This window comes from Rhodosalinus halophilus, assembly GCF_003298775.1.
GTDB classification, from domain to species: domain Bacteria; phylum Pseudomonadota; class Alphaproteobacteria; order Rhodobacterales; family Rhodobacteraceae; genus Rhodosalinus; species Rhodosalinus halophilus.
The window spans coordinates 1-17283 of sequence record NZ_QNTQ01000030.1; the positions used below are offsets into that span (position 1 = coordinate 1).

Annotated in this window: 16 protein-coding genes; 3 read left to right on the forward strand and 13 right to left on the reverse strand. The window is 67.2% G+C overall.

Features of this window, described 5'->3' with window-relative positions:
- The first annotated feature begins 184 nt into the window (after nt 1-184).
- Together DRV85_RS18180 and DRV85_RS19095 are read left to right on the forward strand one after the other, a co-directional pair.
- A complete protein-coding gene (locus DRV85_RS18180; protein WP_338066978.1) occupies nt 185-478 on the forward strand; it encodes a hypothetical protein in 294 nt (97 codons plus the stop codon).
- Between the two features lie 31 nt (nt 479-509).
- Nucleotides 510-1964 (forward strand): hypothetical protein, encoded by a 1455-nt coding sequence (locus DRV85_RS19095; protein ID WP_147238885.1) that lies wholly within the window; start codon nt 510-512, stop codon nt 1962-1964.
- 7 nt (nt 1965-1971) lie between these two features.
- Here the strand turns inward: DRV85_RS19095 and DRV85_RS18190 are convergent, their stop codons facing one another.
- From DRV85_RS18190 to DRV85_RS18250, 13 genes are all read right to left on the reverse strand, one after another.
- Entirely contained in the window at nt 1972-2316 is a 345-nt protein-coding gene (locus DRV85_RS18190) for a DUF2190 family protein (protein ID WP_113290897.1), read from the reverse strand.
- A 1-nt stretch (nt 2317) separates the two neighbouring features.
- Nucleotides 2318-2527 (reverse strand): phage head-tail joining protein, encoded by a 210-nt coding sequence (locus DRV85_RS18195; protein ID WP_113290898.1) that lies wholly within the window; start codon nt 2525-2527, stop codon nt 2318-2320.
- A gap of 2 nt (nt 2528-2529) precedes the next feature.
- Complete coding sequence (locus DRV85_RS18200; protein ID WP_113290899.1) at nt 2530-4341, reverse strand: prohead protease/major capsid protein fusion protein; 1812 nt, start codon at nt 4339-4341, stop codon at nt 2530-2532.
- Nucleotides 4334-5746, reverse strand: coding sequence for a phage portal protein (locus DRV85_RS18205; RefSeq protein WP_113290900.1), 1413 nt, complete (start codon nt 5744-5746; stop codon nt 4334-4336). Before DRV85_RS18205 ends, DRV85_RS18200 begins: the two co-directional genes overlap by 8 nt.
- A 106-nt stretch (nt 5747-5852) precedes the next feature.
- A complete protein-coding gene (locus DRV85_RS18210) occupies nt 5853-6125 on the reverse strand; it encodes a hypothetical protein (RefSeq protein WP_113290901.1) in 273 nt (90 codons plus the stop codon).
- Between the two features lie 13 nt (nt 6126-6138).
- A complete protein-coding gene (locus DRV85_RS18215) occupies nt 6139-8358 on the reverse strand; it encodes a type ISP restriction/modification enzyme (RefSeq protein WP_233495583.1) in 2220 nt (739 codons plus the stop codon).
- A 39-nt stretch (nt 8359-8397) separates the two neighbouring features.
- Nucleotides 8398-9270 carry a hypothetical protein gene (locus tag DRV85_RS19100; RefSeq protein ID WP_147238887.1) on the reverse strand — a complete coding sequence of 291 codons (873 nt, stop codon included), beginning with the start codon at nt 9268-9270 and terminating at the stop codon, nt 8398-8400.
- Nucleotides 9271-9331: 61 nt separating this feature from the next.
- Nucleotides 9332-11167: a phage terminase large subunit family protein gene (locus DRV85_RS18225; RefSeq protein WP_233495584.1), complete on the reverse strand. Its 1836-nt coding sequence runs from the start codon at nt 11165-11167 to the stop codon at nt 9332-9334.
- Nucleotides 11157-11666, reverse strand: coding sequence for a hypothetical protein (locus DRV85_RS18230; RefSeq protein WP_113290904.1), 510 nt, complete (start codon nt 11664-11666; stop codon nt 11157-11159). Before DRV85_RS18230 ends, DRV85_RS18225 begins: the two co-directional genes overlap by 11 nt.
- Nucleotides 11667-12025: 359 nt before the next feature.
- On the reverse strand, nt 12026-14692 hold the full coding sequence (locus DRV85_RS18235; RefSeq protein ID WP_113290905.1) for a PriCT-2 domain-containing protein: 2667 nt from the start codon (nt 14690-14692) through the stop codon (nt 12026-12028).
- Between the two features lie 3 nt (nt 14693-14695).
- The gene (locus tag DRV85_RS18240) at nt 14696-15022 is read right to left on the reverse strand and encodes a hypothetical protein (RefSeq protein ID WP_113290906.1); all 327 of its coding nucleotides are present in this window, start codon (nt 15020-15022) and stop codon (nt 14696-14698) included.
- Complete coding sequence (locus DRV85_RS18245) at nt 15019-15264, reverse strand: hypothetical protein (protein WP_233495585.1); 246 nt, start codon at nt 15262-15264, stop codon at nt 15019-15021. The genes DRV85_RS18240 and DRV85_RS18245 overlap by 4 nt, the downstream gene beginning before the upstream one ends.
- A gap of 11 nt (nt 15265-15275) precedes the next feature.
- Nucleotides 15276-15926 (reverse strand): hypothetical protein, encoded by a 651-nt coding sequence (locus tag DRV85_RS18250; RefSeq protein ID WP_113290907.1) that lies wholly within the window; start codon nt 15924-15926, stop codon nt 15276-15278.
- A gap of 187 nt (nt 15927-16113) precedes the next feature.
- On the opposite strand from DRV85_RS18250, the gene DRV85_RS18255 reads away from it, so the two are divergent.
- The gene (locus tag DRV85_RS18255) at nt 16114-17217 is read left to right on the forward strand and encodes a site-specific integrase (protein WP_113290908.1); all 1104 of its coding nucleotides are present in this window, start codon (nt 16114-16116) and stop codon (nt 17215-17217) included.
- The last annotated feature ends 66 nt before the right edge of the window (nt 17218-17283 follow it).

The window sequence follows — 17283 nt, forward strand, 5'->3', positions numbered from 1 at the left end:
AATCCTACCCCCGCAACCAAAATCCTCAAAGATCACAGCCACTTAAGAGACTCCCGCACGGGAGGCCTTTGGCGTCCCGCGTCCGTGTCAACACTGTGTCAACAGAACGCTGGCGGCGCGTGTCAACGGATGGCGCCGACTCGCGCCGCACTCTCCGCTTGATCGAGGCGCGTCCGCGAGCCTGATGGTCCCCGACACCACCTCGGGAGACCACCCCATGCCAAAGACCGACGACGCCGCGCTCGCCGCCTTCGTCGCGCGCAAGGCCGAGATCGACGCGGCGCTCGACCGCATCCGCGCCGCCAGCGACGACCATTTCTTCGCCAGCCCAGAGCATGTGCACTGGGGCCATGTCACGGCCCTCGCAGACCACACCGCGCTGTTGAAGCGCATCACGGACGCGATCTATGCCGAGGGGGAACACGCGAATGTGGGAACCCATCTTCGGTCAGTCGTGCCAGTGACGTTTATGGATTGACCGATGAGCGCGGATTCTCAATCCTTCCCATATGCTTCCTTTCTCGACTGAGTTCCCCGTCATCCCCAGCGACAACCGGGCTGCCTTCGTGGCGGAAGTGGTCGCCTGGATCCGCGGTATGCAGCATCAGACCGTGCTTTCGAGCAAGTCTGAGGCAGAGCTTGACGGAGCCAATGTTCACGTCCGGTCGAATACCGGCGAAGAACTCCGCATGCGGGAGCTGCGGACCGGCGACGGCTGGACTGCCATCGGTATTCGACACGATCTTCCTGATGATCTCGGGCGTGTGTGGCGAACGGAGTGCGTTCTGAAACGTGGCGCCGCAGAAGCTGGGCAGGACCTGGTTCGCCTTCGCACCCAGTGCATCGCTGCGACGCCGGGCGCACGATTGGACACTCCGAGGAAGCCGTACCTGATCAAAGCGCTCCTAAAGAACGGTTGGGGAGGGAGGGACCAGCAGTTCAACGTCACTGACCAGCCTGTTTGGATTGAGAACAACGATGCGGGCCTCGCATCAGCGAAGTCCGTGACCCTGGGCGAAGCGGCGAAATGGCTTCCATCTGTGTACGTGTCTGCGACCGGGGTATCTTCTTGGCTGCTAAGCCAGCGGGAAATTGAAAAACTGGCCTACGACCTCGGCGGGGTCGCCCATGTAGTTGTCGAACCAGATCGAGCGTTCTCGTTTCTTCTCCGCGACAAGACGGAGGGTCGCAACGCCTACGGGGGAACGGTTGGGTTGTCGGTGCCCGGACAGGGTATCGTCAGGCGATACTATCTCGGGTGGCAGATCGAAGACAGCAAAGAACTGGCTGCCGCGATTGTGGCAGCGACGTCGAACGTTCGGAGTCAGATGCCAGCCTTCGGGTGGGACTGGACCGAATTGCAGGAGCAGGCTCTCCGTGTTCAGCGGGAGCGTGAGAAGGATAGCCTGACCGAGGCAGAATGGAACCAGCTGCATCAGGAGCAGGTTGACAACCTGCAGGACAGAATCCGCGAGCTTGAGCAGCAGCTAAGCGCCAGTCCGGCTGCGAGTCTCGGTACGGATGAAGCCGAGTTCTCCACCGACAATCTCGTCAAAAGGGTTGGTCCGGAGGTTTATGCCGGCGAGATATCGGACAGACTCCGGTTTGCGGCGAAAACGACCTTGTCTGTCGCAGAACAGATCGGGCTTGATGCCAGATCAAAAGCAATTCTTCGGCGTGTTGTCGAACGCCTACCCGCATCGCCCGCGCTCGCCGAACTCTCGAAGGACCTTGAGCGAGCGACGAAAGACCCCAAGAGGGTTGCCAGTGAACTGACTTCGCTCCTCGCCCGACATGGTTATTCGGAGAAGTCCGACAACAAGCACATCCGGCTTGAAGCGAACAAGGGCTTTGACGGCTTGGACGCCATCACGCTTCCGAAGACCCCGAGCGAGAACAGGGGGCTCAAGAACCTTCGGAAGCAGATCGCGCGCACACTCGGCATTACCAAGCTCGATGATTAAGCGATCCTTATGCCGCCGCCGTCGCAACGCCATCCAGCCGCACCGCCACGCTGGTGACGCCATTTCCGGCGGCCTCCACCGCCACGCCGATGGGGAAGCGCCCCGCAGCCGGGGTAGTCACCTCCTTCGCCGTATTGTCCCAGGCCACGCGCGCGCCGACCGTGAGCACTGCGGCGCTGGCCTTCGGCAGCTGGAACACGCCGGTGGTGGAGAGCTCGACCGAGTCGCCCTCGGCCGAGGAATGGGCGGCGATGCCGAAGATGTGGCCCACGATCAGCGCGTCGCCCGAGGCGATGCCGCCGGCGGGCGTCGTGACGCGGACGATGTGGCCATTCTGGAGGTAGTTCTTCATCTCAGAGCCCTTTCGAGGATTGGATGCGGACGACCGAGATGCGGTCGGTCGCCCCTGCGATCTGCCGGTTGAGGTCCGCGAGCGCGGCGGCCATCTCGCCGTCGCTCGCGTAGGTGACGCGCTTGCCGTCGTACTCGACGGTCCGGACGCCCCGGTAGCGCGCGGCCATCAGGGCGTCCCGCCAGGCGGTGAGTTGGGCGAGGTCGGCCATGCTCACGCGCCCGCGTTCATGAACCAGCCGCGATGGTCGATGAACCCGGCCCCGAAATCGAGGATCACCCGGATCTCGACGCCGTCCACGTCCCAGCCCGAGCGGCTCTCGACCTGTGGGCCTTCAGCGCCCGAGAGGTAGGCGAACTCCAGCCCGTCGATCTCGCCGGGATCGGCGGTGACATACCAGCGGGTGGCCGAGGACAGACGCGGCTCGACCACCAGCGAGAGCGAGCCCGAGAACGGGTTCACATCGGCGGCCGTCGCGGGCGCGATGCTCGCCAGCCATTTCTCGGCAGTGGTCTCCAGCGCGGGCGGCACCAGCAGGTTGCGCGGCGTCACGCGGATCGTGCGATCCTCGATGCCCTTCTGCGTGCGCAGCGCCAGCCGGGCGGCCGAGAGCGTCGCGTCGGAGATCGCCGCGCCGGTGCCCGCCTTGTTGCCGTGGTCGGCGTGGAATAGAGCCTTCCCGTCCGATAGCGTCGGGCCGTTGCCGCTGCCTGCCTCGAGGAGAGTGACAAGGATCCTCGCCTCGGTTTCGGCAGCGGCCTGGCCCATGCGGCGGGCGAGGTCCGCGAAGGCACCGAGGTCGTCGTTGACCAGCACCTGCCGGGTGATGCCGATCTTCCGCGCCCAGGTCTCGACCTTGTAGGCCTCGCGCGCCTCGGCCATGGTTCCGGCCTTGATCTCGCCGTGCTCGTTCAGCTTCTCCAGCAGGGGTGCCTCGCCCAGCATGATCTTGTTCACCGCGCGGAAGTCGCGGGCGGTCGTCTGGCGGCCGAGGCGGCGGATGCCTGAGGGCGCAGCCTGGTAGGCGTCGCGCAGCACCCGGCCCACCGTGTCCCCGAGGATGATCGGGAAATCCGAGGTGGTGTGCAGAGCGCGGGTCACGAGGCTCGCGGGCGACAGCGCCATGGTGGACTCGCCACGTAGGGTCAGCAGTTCCTTCGCCATGTCGACGGGCGTGGCATAGGCATAGCGCCGGGCGGGCTCAGAGAGATCATGGCGCGGGTTGATCCGGGCGTAGAGGGCTTCGCCCATCTGGCGCGCGCGCAGGGCGGGGTCATCCTGGCTCTCGCCCATCTCGACGCGGACCTGCTCCGTGCGGATCGGCGGCGCGGACCGCTTCGCCAGCGCCTCGAAGGCCGCGCGGCGGGCGGTGTCGGGATCGGCGCCGCCGTCGATCTGGCCGTCGATCCAGGACTGGTCGAGCCCCGCGATGCGGGCGATGGAGCGGATCTCGGCATTCGCCTCGGCGCGGGTCTCGGTGGTTGGTGCCTCGGGCGGTGCCGGGGTGGTGGTCGTGTCGGTCATCTCTGTCTCCATGCGAATGTGGGCACCGGGGTCGGCGGGCGTCGGCACCAGGGAAATCTCGTGGGGCGTCCAGCGCATCGCGGTCAGCACGCGCGCGCCGTTCTCGGTGGTCTCGACCCAGTCCTCGACGGAATAGCCGACCGAGACGTGGCGGAGGATGCCAGCCAGCACGTCCTGCCAGACCGGCTCCACCTCCGGCCGGGCCGAGAACTGGATCAGCGCCGTGCCGCGCTTGCCGTCGACGGCGGCGCTGCGCACCGAGCCCAGCACATCGCGGACGGCAGTCTGGCGATGGGCGTCGAGCACGCTGGCGCCTTCCAGGCGCGACAGGTCCACCGCCTCGGGCGCGAGGCTCAGCCGTTCGATGTACTGGCCCGCCATGTCACGCCGGCGCACCGGCGCGCCGGTGGACCAGACCACCTCGACGGTGCGGGCCTCCGGATCGGTCGTCGCAGGCGCGAGCGTCGCGCGGCGGGTGAGCAGTTCCACGGTGTCAGCCATCGGCCGCCTCCTTGTGCTGCGGAGCCGCCATCTGGCCGAAGCTCAGCCCCAGCCCGTCCGCGCGCTCGCGGTCCGCGGCGATCTCGGCATCGACCTGCTCGGCGTCATAGCCGCGTTCGGAAATCGCCTGGGACCGGCTCTTGAGCCCCGCGCCGATCGCCATGATCTCGGCCTGCACGTCCTTCATCGGATCGACGTAGTCGAACTTCGGCGGCAGCCATTCGCAGCCGAGGTAAGCCTCGGGGTTCCGGTCGAAGTCCCGCGCGGGCAGGTCACCGGCCAGCACGGCGAGCCGCACGAACCGCTCCCAGACCGGGCGGCAGAACAGGTGCACGACTACGTTGTGCTGCAGCTGTTCGACGCGGCGCCGGAACTCGATCAGCCCGGCGCGGATCGAGGAATAGGTGACCCCTTCCAGATCGCCCGAGACCAGCCCGTAGGGCAGTCCGAGCCCGGCCGCGACAGCGCGCAAGTGGTTCTTCACGAAGGGCGCGTAGGCGTCGTGCTCGGTCGGGTTCGAGAAGCGGACGTCGGTGCCGGGCGGCAGAGGGATCAGGCTGCCGGGCTCCATGCCCACGGTCAGTGCCCCGCCTGTGTTGGTGCCCGAGAGCCCGCCCGCCGTGCCGTCGGGATCGGTGATGAAGCCGGTGAACAGCGCCGCGACTTTGGCCTTCACCAGCGCGGCGTCCTCGAACTGATCGAGTTCGTGCAGCCGCAGCAGCACCGGCGCGAGCCAGGTGATCCCGCGCAGCTGACCCGCAGCGAGCGGCTTGAACAGGTGCAGGCAATCGGCGGCGGGGACGCGGAGCGGGTCCATGCGGAGAGACCCCAGCGGATCGCTCGGGCGGGAGGACAAGACCCGGTAGGCGACCCGGCGACCGGCGGCATCGAACTCGATGCCCGCCCGGATCCGCGCCCCACCGCCGATCTCGCGATGCAGGTCCATGGGAACCTGCTCGCGATCCAGAAGCTCCAGGTGGAGGGGAATGCTGGCGGCGTCGCTGGCGGTGCGGAGCCGGGCGAAGCTCTCGCCGCTTTCGACCATCGCGCGCACGGCCATGGCCTGCAGCCCGTAGAAATCGGCCAGCCCGTCCGGGGCGGCATGATCGGTCCACCGCAGCCAGAGCGCCTGCAGTCGCTCGCGCACCGCGCGGTCGGGATGGGTGGATTGCGGCTTGATCCCGGCGCCGACGACATTGCCGACCAGGCTGTCGACCGCCGCCGCGACCCACGGGTTGTTCCGCGAGTACCACCCGGCCCGCCGCGCCGCCGTGGTCGCCCCCGCGAGGATCGCCGCGTTCAGCCCGTCGACCGTCCGCGCCCCCTCCCAACGCCGCCCGCCACCCGCAGCGTCGAAGCCGCGAGCGCGTGCGAGGCCGAGAAGGCGATGGAGGAAGGTCCGCATGCCGCCGATTTTCGCGCAGCGGCAATCGGATGCCTATTCAGAGAGTTTGAGAATGATTCGTAGCCGTCGAAGCGGCTGGTACCGTCGGAGGGATATCCCTCCGCGATCAGACGCTCGCGCCGAGTCGGTCCATCTCGTAGGCGAACTCGGACCTGATCGCATCTGCCTCGTCATCCGGAAGCCAGCGCGTCATGTTCGGTATGACCGTCTGCCACATCCGCATATCCTTGTCGGAGAGCGGCATGCTCTCGGATTTCCGCAGGGTCTCAAGGAGCCGGCCAAGCCGACCGCGGATCGCTTGCGGGTCGGGTGCCGATGTCCGGGCCGGTGCGGCCATGCCGCCATCTCCGAAAAGGCTGCCCTGAGCATCAAACGTCATGCGGTGCGGTCCTTCATGTGGCGGGGATCCCGAGGGCATCCCGATTCAACGTCGCGCCAAGCGCCTCACCAAGTATAGTATCTGCCTGTGCGGCGAGATCAATATGCTCGGCTATTCGGGCACAAACATCGCGGAACGCGTCGAACAAGGCCAAGTCGACGGGCTGGTTGGCGCGGCCTTCGAGCCACCGCTCCAGAACGGGATAGCCGCTGACCTCGAAGGACCAGAGGGCGGCTGGAAGCCCGTCGACCTGACCTGATCCGTCGGCGCAAAGTGTCAGCCGGTCGCCTTCCGGATCAGACGGTTCGAGACCGGCACCCGGCGTCGGCGCAGTGGAGAGGCGAACGAAGTCCGGATCCGCGAGGCGACCCGGAGGATGGGCAGGATCGAACGTCTGGACCGCCCGAATTCTGGCGCCGAGTTGGGCGGCTCTCACGAACACCGCGTGGTCGGCCGGGAAGGGAACGTGAGGGAAAACGTCCTCCAGGTCTTCCGCAAAGCGCAAGGTGTAGCTTTGTGCGGAGAGCAGGCAGAGGATCGCGTCGAACACCTCCTCGGCCGTGACGCGCACACCGTAGGCGCCCGCGAGGCCCGCCAGCAGCGCGCCCGAGACGTTGGGGCCCGCGGAGGCCGGCCGCCGGTCGTGCAGGGGAAAGACATAGCCGCCATAGCTGCCGCGGAAGGCGTGATAGTCGGGCAGCAGACCGTGGCACCAGACGGCAGGGCCTGCGCTTGTCCCGCCAGGGAGCGCGTAAAGTCCAACGTTGTGGGCACCCCAAGCGCGCTGCATTTGTGGTCCCGGACGGTTGAGGAGACGAAGGTCATTGTAAAATGAGCGCAAATCGAACGGTCGATATGAAAGTCGTTGGATCAGCGCCGGGTCATGGCCGCCGAGCCCGCTTTGCTGCAGAAAATCATCAACTTTCTGAGCAAGCGCAGCGGCATGGGCGTCGACAAACACGCTATCGTTCCCACTCTTCATGCCTGATTTCGAGAAAGCGAAGCACTCCCTCAGGCTCGGCCATTCTCCGTTTCCGAATGGTCTCGGCCGGAAATCGTCAAGCGGCTCCCGGACAACTGGGATCGAATTCGGGAGCGTGCCCGTGGCCGCGCCGCTCTCCAGCCAATCAAGCTTCGCCCTACGCGAGAAGTGTCCTTCCGCCCAGGAGTCGAGATAGTGGATTTCCGCCGGCTGACCGGCGCGCGATCCGTCCGCGATGGCAATGGTGATGGCCGTTCCGACCTGGATGTCGAAGACCCCCATATCGCGGTCGATACCCGCCCTCGGGCCGCGCCGCAGGTCGCCGCGCAGGTCGATGATTTCGATCCGGTCGAAGCGGTTGCGCATCAGCTGCCTCAGCCCGGCATAGGGCCATCCGGTCAGGAACTTTCGGTTGGAGATATAGGCGACGACGCCCCGCTGTGGGGCACCCTCGGCCTCGAAGATCTTCCACATGGCCCAGCGCCAGAAGGCCACGGACAGTTCGGGAAAGGTGTTGAGCTGGTTGCCCTGTCCGGCATCGCGCACGGGTCGTTTCAGGTCATCCCACAGCGCGTTCATCCATTGGCCTACAAGCGTCCGGTCCTCGCCCTCCTCCAACCGCCGGTAGGGAGGGTTGCCGATGATTGCGAGAATCGGCTGCTGCGCCTTGATGTGGTCGGCAGCGCGCCGTTCTTCCGTGATGCCGGCCGACACGAAGCCCAGCCGTCCGAGCGGTGCCGCTGCCCCCGGCTCTGCCAGCGTGTCGGCAAGGTAAACTCCCAATCGCGGCAGCGCTGGCCGCGGACCCGGTCCTGCCGGATCGCGGAGGGTGTGGTGGAGACGGTAGTGCGCCACCGCATAGGGTCCGACGAGCAGTTCAAGCCCGAACATCCGACCCGCAAGATCGCGCAGTTCGAGATCGGCTCGGCCACGCCCGCCAGCTGCTGCGGCCTCATCACGGACCCGCTCTGCCACGCCGAGCAGGAACGTGCCCGTGCCCGTGGCGGGATCGAGTATCGTGAGGTTCGGGTCGCGCAGCCCATTCAGACCGAGATTGGCCCCCGCCGCGCGGTTCAGCGCCCCAGCCATGAAGCGCACGACCTCGACAGGTGTGAAGTAGACGCCATGGCGTTCGCGCGCCGCAGGATCGAAGACCGACAGGAAGTCTTCGTAGAAGTACAAGATCGGGTCAGGCCGACCGGGACGGATCGCAAGGATTGCCGGGGCGAAGCTGTTCACGGTGTCGAGCAACACAGTGAAGCCGATGCCAACGACATCGAGGATTTCCGCCTAGGTCAGCACTCGTAGCGCCGTGCGCATCAACGGATGCTCGGCCGGCATGTGCTGATAAGCGGTTGCATCGACGGGGCGTCCGCTTCCCTCGCGGACAAGCAGCAAACCGAAGGCTAGGGTCTGAGCGAAAGCCGAGGAAAACAGCTTGTCGAAATCCTGTGCCGGGTAGCCGCCGGCCTCGGGATGGGCATATAGAACGGTCTGGAACTCGGCATGCACGTCGAGAAGAGGATCGGCGGTCACATTGGCGGCTCGCAGTTCGGCGAGGCGATCCTGAATGATTCCGCGTACCAATCGGGATGAATGCGCGAGCAGCTGAGCGAGATGCTCCGCATCCCGTGCGACCGGCTCCTGACCTGCGCCGGAGGCGAGACGCTCGACAAGCGCAAGTAGCGGGGCCGGATCATGTCCGCGTATCAGCCGGGCCGCACGAGCGTCGTCGCATGCCGGATCGATGGCCTGCTCAGGGACGATCCGCGCCATGGCCAGCTCGTCGGCACGCTCGAACAGAAAGATGTCGATGAAATTCGATGTGCCCCAACACTGCAATTCTCGCAGGCGGTCGGCCTGACGCCTGTCATGGGGAACACGCCAGCGAGCAGGGTTCGCGGGCTTGTCTGGAGCCTTCAATTCAACGAAGGCCCGCGCCGGGGCGCCAGCTCGAACGAGCGCGATATCTGGCCGCCCTACTCCTGGATTGATGAATTCCGGGACCACGGTGAGCCGCGCGCCCACCGGCATGTCAGCAAGGGTGCTATCGAGCAATTCTTGGAATGCCGGTGCAAGAGCGGGCTCCTGCACTGCGGCGTGCGCGCGGCGCAGATCACGAATGCGCTGTGCGTAACGCAGAAGGTGGTCAACTATTGGCATGCCAGCGGGAATATACTTCTGCTCGTGGACACTTCATGTTGGTGGCGCGGGCAAATTCCCTTCAAGATAAAGTGCTACCTGAGGAATTCAGCCACGTCGAGCGAATGATGCCCCCTTTGGTGGCGTGGGTCAGGCCTTCCCGCTTTGACACGGCCACCCCCTCCACCTCCTCGTTCAGCCTGAGCCCCATGCTGATGAGCCCGTGCAGGGCGGCATGGGCATAGACGAAGGTGTCGAGGGCCTCGTTGCGCTCGCCGTCGCGCTTGGGCTGCCAGGAGCGGATGGGGTGTCCGCGCTCGAAGCGGGTGACGACGCGCTCGGCTGTAAGCTGGCGGAAGTAGTCGGCGTCGAGACGGCGGGGGAAGTGGATCGCGCCGGGGCCGGGCTCGGTGAGGCGCAGGCGGGCGTAGACCGCGTCCTTCACCGCGTCCACGCCGACGATGAAGAGCGGGATCTTGCCCTTGTTCGTCCGCGTCGGGCGGCGCGGCCAGACGGGAATGCCGGGCCCGCCGCGGCCCTTGATCGCCCAGATGCGGCGGGCGAGGCGGGTGCGACAGAACTCGTAGGCCATCTTGGTGTGGTGGCCGCCGGTGTCGATGGCGGCCGCGCGCACGGGCAGGTCGAGCCCGGCCGGATGCGGGAAGGTCGCCTGCAGCACCATGTCGAGATCGGACCAGAGTCGCGGCCCGGACGGGTCGCCCCAGAGGATGCGGTAGTCGATCACCCACGCCTCCTCGTCGCGGCCCCAGCCGAGGATCTGCACCTCGATCCGGTCGCCCTGCACGTCGACGCCGGCGGTCAGCACGGCGACGGAGGCGTGCAGCGCCTCGCCCCAGTCCTCGCGCCGGGCCATGAGCGGATCGGCCGGAACGGTGTCGCCCGCCTGGTCTTCCCAGGACTCGCCCAGCTTGGTGTTCACCCAGACTTGCAGGCGGGCGGGATCCTTGCGGACGCGGCCATGCTCGGCGGCGATCTCGGCCCATGTCTCCCACGGTGAATAGAGCGCGGAGAGGTGGAAGCCCGCGGTGCGGCCGTCGCCCTCGGCCGTCGCGCGCCACTCGCCAGCGGCCAGCAGGCGGGGCTTCTCGTGCTCGTGGTGGATGCCGCCGCAGGCCTCACAGACCAGATGCGCCTGGTCGCGCCGCCCTTCAGGCCAACGGATGCGCGCCCAGGTGATCGGGGCCATGTCGCCGCAATGCAGGCAGGGGACGTGGTAGAAGCGCCGGTCGCTGTGCTCGAACGCCGCCTCGATGCGGGAGTGGCCCTTCAGCGTCGGCGTCGACACCATGTAGATCTTGCGCCGCCCGCGGAAGGTGGCCGTGCGCTGGATCGCCAGATCGACGGGATCGCCCTCGCCGTCGGCGTCGCCGGGATAGCCGTCCACCTCGTCGAGGAACAGGTATCGCACCGGCGTAGAGCGGAGCCCCACCGCGCTGTTCGCGCCGGTCATTACCAGCTGGCCGCCGGGGAAGGACTTGCGGAACAGGCTGTTGCCCGCGTCGCGGGAGCGGGGCGCGGCGACGAGCTCGCGCAGCGCGGGCGTGGCCTCGATCTGCGGGTCGATGCGGACGGTCGTGTTGCGCCGCACCATGTCGAGCGAGGGCATGACCAGCATGGCGATGCCGGGCGCGTTCTGGATGATGTAGCCCAGCCAGTTCAGCCCCGCCTCCGAGCCACCGGTCTGCGCGCCCTTCATCAGCACGACGCGCTCGTAGGGACTCGCGGTCGAGAGCGCGTCCATCACGGCGCGCAGATAGGGCGTTCGGTCCGTGCGCCAGCGGCCCGGTTCCGCCGAGGTTGGTGGCAGGATACGGTGCCGGTCGGCCCAGTCCGAGACCGGGATCGGCGGTTCGGGGCGGATGCCGCGCCGCCAGGCGAGGTCGATGTCAGGCACCATCGCCAAAGCTCCCGAGCGGCAAGTCGGCCAGGTGTTCGAGATGCTCGCGCATCATCCGGTCCAGCGCGGCGAAGGTGGCGCGCGGATCGGCGCCAAGTTCGGCGGCCAGCAGCGGCGCCGTGCGCTGGACCCACGCCAGGTGTGCGTCGCGTTCGGCACGGGCGCGCGCGAAGACCGTGCGCCGCGCCTCGTCGGCATCAATCAGCTTGCCCTGCTCGCGCTCAAAAGCCAGCCGGGCGCGCTGGACCTTGACGATCTCATGCAGCCGCTTCGCCTCGGACAGCGTTGCAGTGCGGGTGGTGGCCGTGGGCGCGCCACCCTTGTAGCGGCGGGCGGGGTCGAGGTTCGTCTCGATCCAGGCGAGCCCCTCGGCCACGTCGATCCGCCCGTCGCCGCGCACCGGCAGACCCTCGGCCACCAGCTGCGAGATGCGCCCCTTGGTCAGCCCAACGCGGGCGGCGAAGGCGGTCTTGGTCTCGGTCCCGTCGAGTTTAGGCATGACCGGCCCTCACGCTGGCGACGCAATGCGCTGCGGGTCCCCACATACGGATCGGCGCAGGAGGAACCGCCCGGCGACCCGCGATCCGGCAAGCCCGACCGTTCCCGACGGTTCTGAAGTTCTCGCGACCCGTGCCGGGCGTCGCCGTCCGTTCACGAGTTGTCTGGTGGGTTTGATGGAGATCAGGGGTTTGTTTCGGTCCGCTCCTGAAAACTGTCACGTCATGTGTCGCTGCGTGATGCATGGCGTCACGTGTTGCGACCTTCCACGTCGCTGACACTTCGGGCGACAAACACAGATATCGGCCGGGACAAATCCACCAAAGCCACCAAACCCACCAGACGGATCGGGAACGAACGTCACGCATCGGCACGTCTCCGGAGAGTTTCAGAACCGTCGTTGACCGGCGCGGCGTCCGATGTCGCGAGCTCCAGCTGCCAGCGCGTGAACCCTGCCGACACGCCCGCATTGATGAGGCGCAGCCCGCCCACGATCCGGTTCTGCTGCCCGCCGATCCACTTGCCGAGCCGCCTGCCGTTGATCGCGCCGCCTTCGCCCGCGACCCGCAGCAGGGCCTCGCGGAACTCGGGGTGCGCGTACTGGGTGCGGCCATAGAGTTGTGGTCGCTGCTCCGTTGCGCGCTCGATCACGTCGCGGACGTTGGCGGGCTGCAGGCCGATCACCTCGCGCCAGCCTTCCAGGACCGAGGTCAGCGCCTCGAGCTTCGGGTCAGCGCCGCGCAGCTCCTCCATCGTGTCGCAGGGATCGGCCTCGCCCAGCCAGATCAGGGCGTCGCGGACCCAGCGCGACCAGTCGGTGAAGGAGCCGAGCGGCGCGCGCTGATGCGGTCGGCCGGCGATGTGGAACGCGCGCAGGACGGTCAGCCCGGCTGAGACGTAGTCGCCGCGCCGCTCGGTCACCATGGCGAGGGGATCGCGGTCGAAGGCGCGGAGCTCGGGCCGCTCCACTCCAGCATCGAGCGTGGCGCGGAGCGCGCGCCGTGTCATGTCGCCCTCGAAGGTCAGGTTGTTGCCGGTGGCGAAGATGGCCGCGTTGCTCGGCACCTCGGCGTTCACGGACTTGCCGAGGATCCGGACCTTGAGGCTCGTCTGCGTCATGGTCTGGCAGAGAAGCTCGCCGCCCAGCGGTTCCTCGCAGTTGTCGATGGCGATCAGCACGTCGCCCGCGATCAGCGCCGCACCCAGCCGCTTTTCCATCTCCTCCTCGGACTTGCCCTGTGCGATTACCGGCGCGGGACGGGCGGTGGCGATCTGGCTCGCGAGGTCCACCAGCATGGATTTGCCCGTGCCCGCCGTCGGCGCGTTGAAGCCGTGTAGCGGGGCTGTCGGCAGCGAGCGGCGCACGAGCGCGGTCAGGATTGCCGAGAGCGCCACGGCGCGATCCCCTTCCGTCACGAACGGGAAGGTCGAGATCAGGTCCTTGAGATAGGCCAGCGCGCGCAGCGCCATGTCGCGGTCGGGATCGCGCGGCAGCACCGGGAAATGGGCGTCCTGCGGATCGAACAGCAGCCCGGTCTGCGCGTCGTAGCCAGGCAGGTCGAGGATCGAGCCATCCGGCCGCAGCGTGGGCGCATTGATGATGCCGGTGAGCACCGGAAGGCGCCATAGCCCTTCGCGGGCGAGGAACGTCTCCGCGATGCGATGCGGGCAGTCGGAGTTCACCCATTTCTCTGCGCGCTTGTCGAACCGCTTGTAGCAGACGACCCGTGTGAACGCTTCGGCCATGTGGTGCGCCTTGACGTCGATCAGCCGGGGTGCGTCGACTGTGCGCCCGTCCGAGACCGCCACCGGCACCATCGCCGGGCGCACCACCATGCTGCCACGCTGATAGAAGCTCAGCTTTGCCTGGAGCAGCGCGCCCTCCGACATGTCGATGATTGCGGGCATGTATCCGGCGAAGAGGTAGACGATCGGCCGCCCATCGTCATCGTGCGTGGGGAGCTTGTCGTCTTCCTGCGACGCGGTGGTGTCGCCATCCGCCGTGGCCCGGGCGCGTTGCGGTTTCGCGGCCCGCCATCCGTTCTGCCGCGCGAGCCAGAACAGCGTGCCCACGGTCACGCTGCGCACGCTGGCGAAGCTGTCCCATTTCTCGGCGGTGTACTCCGGATCGTTCTTGTCGGCCCGCGCCGACCAACCGTCCCACAGGTCGCGACCGTCAGGTCCGAGCGCGGCGTAGAGCGCGAGCCCGACCTTGATCCAGTCATCATAGGGCAGGTCATTATTCGGGATGTGGGCGACGGCCTCCTCGACCAGCTCGCGCGATGGCGCCTGGTTCCGTTTGAGCCCAGCGGCCTTGCGGCCCTCGCGCTCGATCTCGCGGCGGTCGGCGGTGCTGTAGCCGCCGACCTTCCGCAGATATTTCTCGGCCGCCGCGATGAACGCCGCACACCGCTCCTTCGTGACTGGCGGCAGCGCGTGCAACGGCACGTCGAGCGGCGAGCACTCGGGCCAGTAGTAGGGCGCCTTCGTGTCGGGGTGGATGCCGAACGCGACGAACTGCTGCCCCGTCGCCAGGATCTCGACGCGCGCGACCGTGCCGTCGAGCATGTGGAACTCGGGCGTCTGGATCTTGTCGAAGGGCTCGTCCGTCCGGAACGTCAGCAGGATCTTCGGCGCGCGTCCGATCCGACAGGCGGGGGTCATGCCGAGCATCTCGGTCGCGATGCAGGTCACCCGGTGGGCGTGCTGGTGATCGAGCACGTCGATGTCGATGCCGACCAGCGTCCCGCACAGCAGGCCCGTGTTGGTGCAGTTGCGCTGCGCCTTGGTCCAGCGGGCGATCTCGGCCTCGTCGGCGCTGGCGCAGACGGTCTCCCAGCCCTTCATCATCGGCCGCTTGCCCGCGGCCTTCATGGCGACATGCGCGCCCAGCACCGGCACCGGTCGATAGCCGTGGCGATGCAACTGCAGGCGCAGTTCGGTCGGATCCTCGGGCGCCGTGATGGACGCATCCGCGGACGCCTCGTTGCGGGCCATATCATCGGTCTTGCGGATGGCGTCTCCCATGGCTCAGTCCTCCAGCTCCCAGCCCGCGAAATCGTCCTGCGCGCGTTCCTCCTCCGTGGTCAGGCAGCCCGCGAAGTGCGTTGGCCCTGCATAGATGTGCTGGGTCAGTCGCCTCGGATCGCGCCGCAGTGGCCGGGTGATCTGCAGGTGGCAGTCCATCTCCGAGCGCAGCCGATCCACCGCGGCGATGGTCTCGCGCGCGATGCGGCTGGTCTCGCTGTCGGGCGGGGCGACTGCCAGGAGGCCCATGACCGCCCCGCGGCAACCGCGCAGCTTCTCGCCCAGAACGACGTGATCCCACGGCGTGAACCGATAGAGCGGGTCCATCATCCCGCGGCCTCCTGCTGCTCGATCCAGTCGAGAAGCCGCGATTTGCGCGCGCAGATCACGTTGCCCATGCGGAAGGTGGGCATCCGCACCTTGGCCTCGCTGGCGTAGTAGTAGACCTTCCGCCGCTCCTTCGCGTCGCCGAAGACGAAGAGCGCGATGGCGTCCGCGCCTCGCAGCAGATCCTCGGCCAGCGTCGGGCAAACCTCTCCTGTGGCGGGTCCAGCCCGCAAATGCTCCTGCATGTCCTGTCCTCCTAGGTGCGGATCAGCGCGCCGAGCGCGATGATCGTTCTCTGACTGACGGCGAACGTGACCATCGCATCGCCGCCCTCGTGAAATCCGGATGCCTCCATCAGCTTTCGCAGCTGCGCCTTCGGCGGCGCGAAGCTGGCGATCATCACGGTCCGGTCGGGCAGCAGCCCGTCGCTGGACCCGGCGAGGGAGACGGACGCGGTGTGGAACCGCCGCTCGACCTCGATCTTCATGAAGGGGAGCATCACGCCGCCGAGCGCCGCGTCGAGCGCCGCGTCCCGCGCCGCCGCGATCAGCCCGGCCAGCATTTCCCCGAATGTCCTGACCTGCGTCAGCGCCCGCATGGCCTCGGGCAGCGGGAGCCACGCGTCCTGCTCGTCCTCGGGCATCGTGTCCTGGCTGTGCAGGTCCTCGACAGGGAACTCCCAGAACCGCTGCGACGCCTCGACCGCGTCCTTCACCTGATCGGCCGCCATGATCGCCAGCAGCAGCCGGGCGCAATCCTCGGGCGTCATGTCCGCGGCGCCGGGCCCGCGCCCGCCGGTGGAGATCAGCCGCTCCTTCCGCAGCGCGCGCGCGATCACCGACACCGTCTGCTCGGGCATCGGCAGCACCTGCGCGAGGGTGGGGATGAGGTCGCTGAGCTTTGCCATCGCGGCGGGGTCTCCTGAGCTTGTTTCGGACTTTAGGTTCAAAACCTCTGGCACACAAGATGGTTTCGGACTAAAAATCCATTACTGGCTTCCGAGGCGGTCGGTTTCGCCTCGCTATGCCGCGCGAAGGATGGCAATGCGGAAGGCTGACGATGCTCAACACATTGTCAAGAATAGGGAAAATCGGATGGCGACGATCCGGAAGCGAACGCTGCCCTCGGGCCTGGTGCGCTGGCAGGTGGATTTCACCGACCAGGTCGGCAAGCGCCGCTCGAAGCTGTTCCCGCGCCGGAAGGATGCCGACGTCTATCTCGTTAAGGTCCGTTCGCTGGTCGCCAACAACACCTATCTGGCCGACAGCGAGAGCATCACCGTGGCCGACGCCGCGAAGGCGTGGCTCGACCATTGCGAGGTGCGGTGCAAGACGGGGCGGCGGATGGAGCGGTCCACGCTCCGCGGCTACAGCGACTATGTTCGGCTGCACATCACGGTTCCGGAGATCGGGATCGGGGACAAGCTGATCGTCCAGCTGACCCGCCGCCATGTGAACGAATTCCGCGACCGGCTGCTGCTGAACGGCCGGTCCGAGCATCTGACCCGTCGCGCGCTCTCGGTGCTGAAGCTGCTGCTCGACCACGCCATCGACAACGGCCAGTTGTTCACAAACGCCGCGCAGGGCGTGAGGGTGATCAAGTCGAGCCGGATCGACTACAAGGCGCCGGTGCCGTCTAAGGAGACGATCCGCGCGCTGATCGAGGCGGCCGAGGAGGACTTCAAGCCGCACCTGATCGTCTCGGCGCTGACCGGCCTGCGCGCCTCGGAACTTCGCGGCCTGCGCTGGCAGGACGTGGACTTCGAGAAGGGCTTCATCTACGTGCGCCAGCGCGCCGACGCCTACAACCAGATGGGCGAGCCGAAATCGCGCGCGGGCTATCGCGACATCCCCGCCGGGCCGATGGTGCTGAACGCGCTGCGCCGCTGGAAACTGCGCTGCCCGAAAAGCGATCTCGGGCTGGTCTTCCCCGCGCCGCGCGGCGGCGTCCTCCAGCACACCAACACGCAATCCCGGTTCCGAAAGCTGCAGGAGGAGGTCGGCGTGAAGCTGCGCTGGCACGACCTGCGCCATTTCGCAGTGTCGCTCTGGATCGAGCAGGGTTTCTCGATCAAAGAGGTGATGACCTTCGCGGGCCATTCCTCGATCCAGATGACTATGGAGCGCTACGGCCACCTGTTCCCGTCGCCCGACCACCAGAATGCCATGGCCGAGGTCGAGGCCAAGCTGCTGGGGTGACCGATTCCGAGCGGCGGTTGCTGGATGCTTCGCCCGGTTCACCCGTATGGCCGGGATCGGCCCTCA

Coding starts and splice junctions, on each gene's coding strand:
- DRV85_RS18230 (WP_113290904.1), bottom strand. CDS start 11,666: ATGCCTAAACTCGACGGGACCGAGACCAAGACCGCCTTCGCCGCCCGC.
- DRV85_RS18245 (WP_233495585.1), bottom strand. CDS start 15,264: ATGCAGGAGCATTTGCGGGCTGGACCCGCCACAGGAGAGGTTTGCCCG.
- DRV85_RS18180 (WP_338066978.1), top strand. CDS start 185: ATGGTCCCCGACACCACCTCGGGAGACCACCCCATGCCAAAGACCGAC.
- DRV85_RS18210 (WP_113290901.1), bottom strand. CDS start 6,125: ATGACGTTTGATGCTCAGGGCAGCCTTTTCGGAGATGGCGGCATGGCC.
- DRV85_RS19095 (WP_147238885.1), top strand. CDS start 510: ATGCTTCCTTTCTCGACTGAGTTCCCCGTCATCCCCAGCGACAACCGG.
- DRV85_RS18250 (WP_113290907.1), bottom strand. CDS start 15,926: ATGGCAAAGCTCAGCGACCTCATCCCCACCCTCGCGCAGGTGCTGCCG.
- DRV85_RS19100 (WP_147238887.1), bottom strand. CDS start 9,270: ATGCCAATAGTTGACCACCTTCTGCGTTACGCACAGCGCATTCGTGAT.
- DRV85_RS18225 (WP_233495584.1), bottom strand. CDS start 11,167: ATGGTGCCTGACATCGACCTCGCCTGGCGGCGCGGCATCCGCCCCGAA.
- DRV85_RS18190 (WP_113290897.1), bottom strand. CDS start 2,316: ATGAAGAACTACCTCCAGAATGGCCACATCGTCCGCGTCACGACGCCC.
- DRV85_RS18205 (WP_113290900.1), bottom strand. CDS start 5,746: ATGCGGACCTTCCTCCATCGCCTTCTCGGCCTCGCACGCGCTCGCGGC.
- DRV85_RS18255 (WP_113290908.1), top strand. CDS start 16,114: ATGGCGACGATCCGGAAGCGAACGCTGCCCTCGGGCCTGGTGCGCTGG.
- DRV85_RS18235 (WP_113290905.1), bottom strand. CDS start 14,692: ATGGGAGACGCCATCCGCAAGACCGATGATATGGCCCGCAACGAGGCG.
- DRV85_RS18240 (WP_113290906.1), bottom strand. CDS start 15,022: ATGATGGACCCGCTCTATCGGTTCACGCCGTGGGATCACGTCGTTCTG.
- DRV85_RS18195 (WP_113290898.1), bottom strand. CDS start 2,527: ATGGCCGACCTCGCCCAACTCACCGCCTGGCGGGACGCCCTGATGGCC.
- DRV85_RS18200 (WP_113290899.1), bottom strand. CDS start 4,341: ATGGCTGACACCGTGGAACTGCTCACCCGCCGCGCGACGCTCGCGCCT.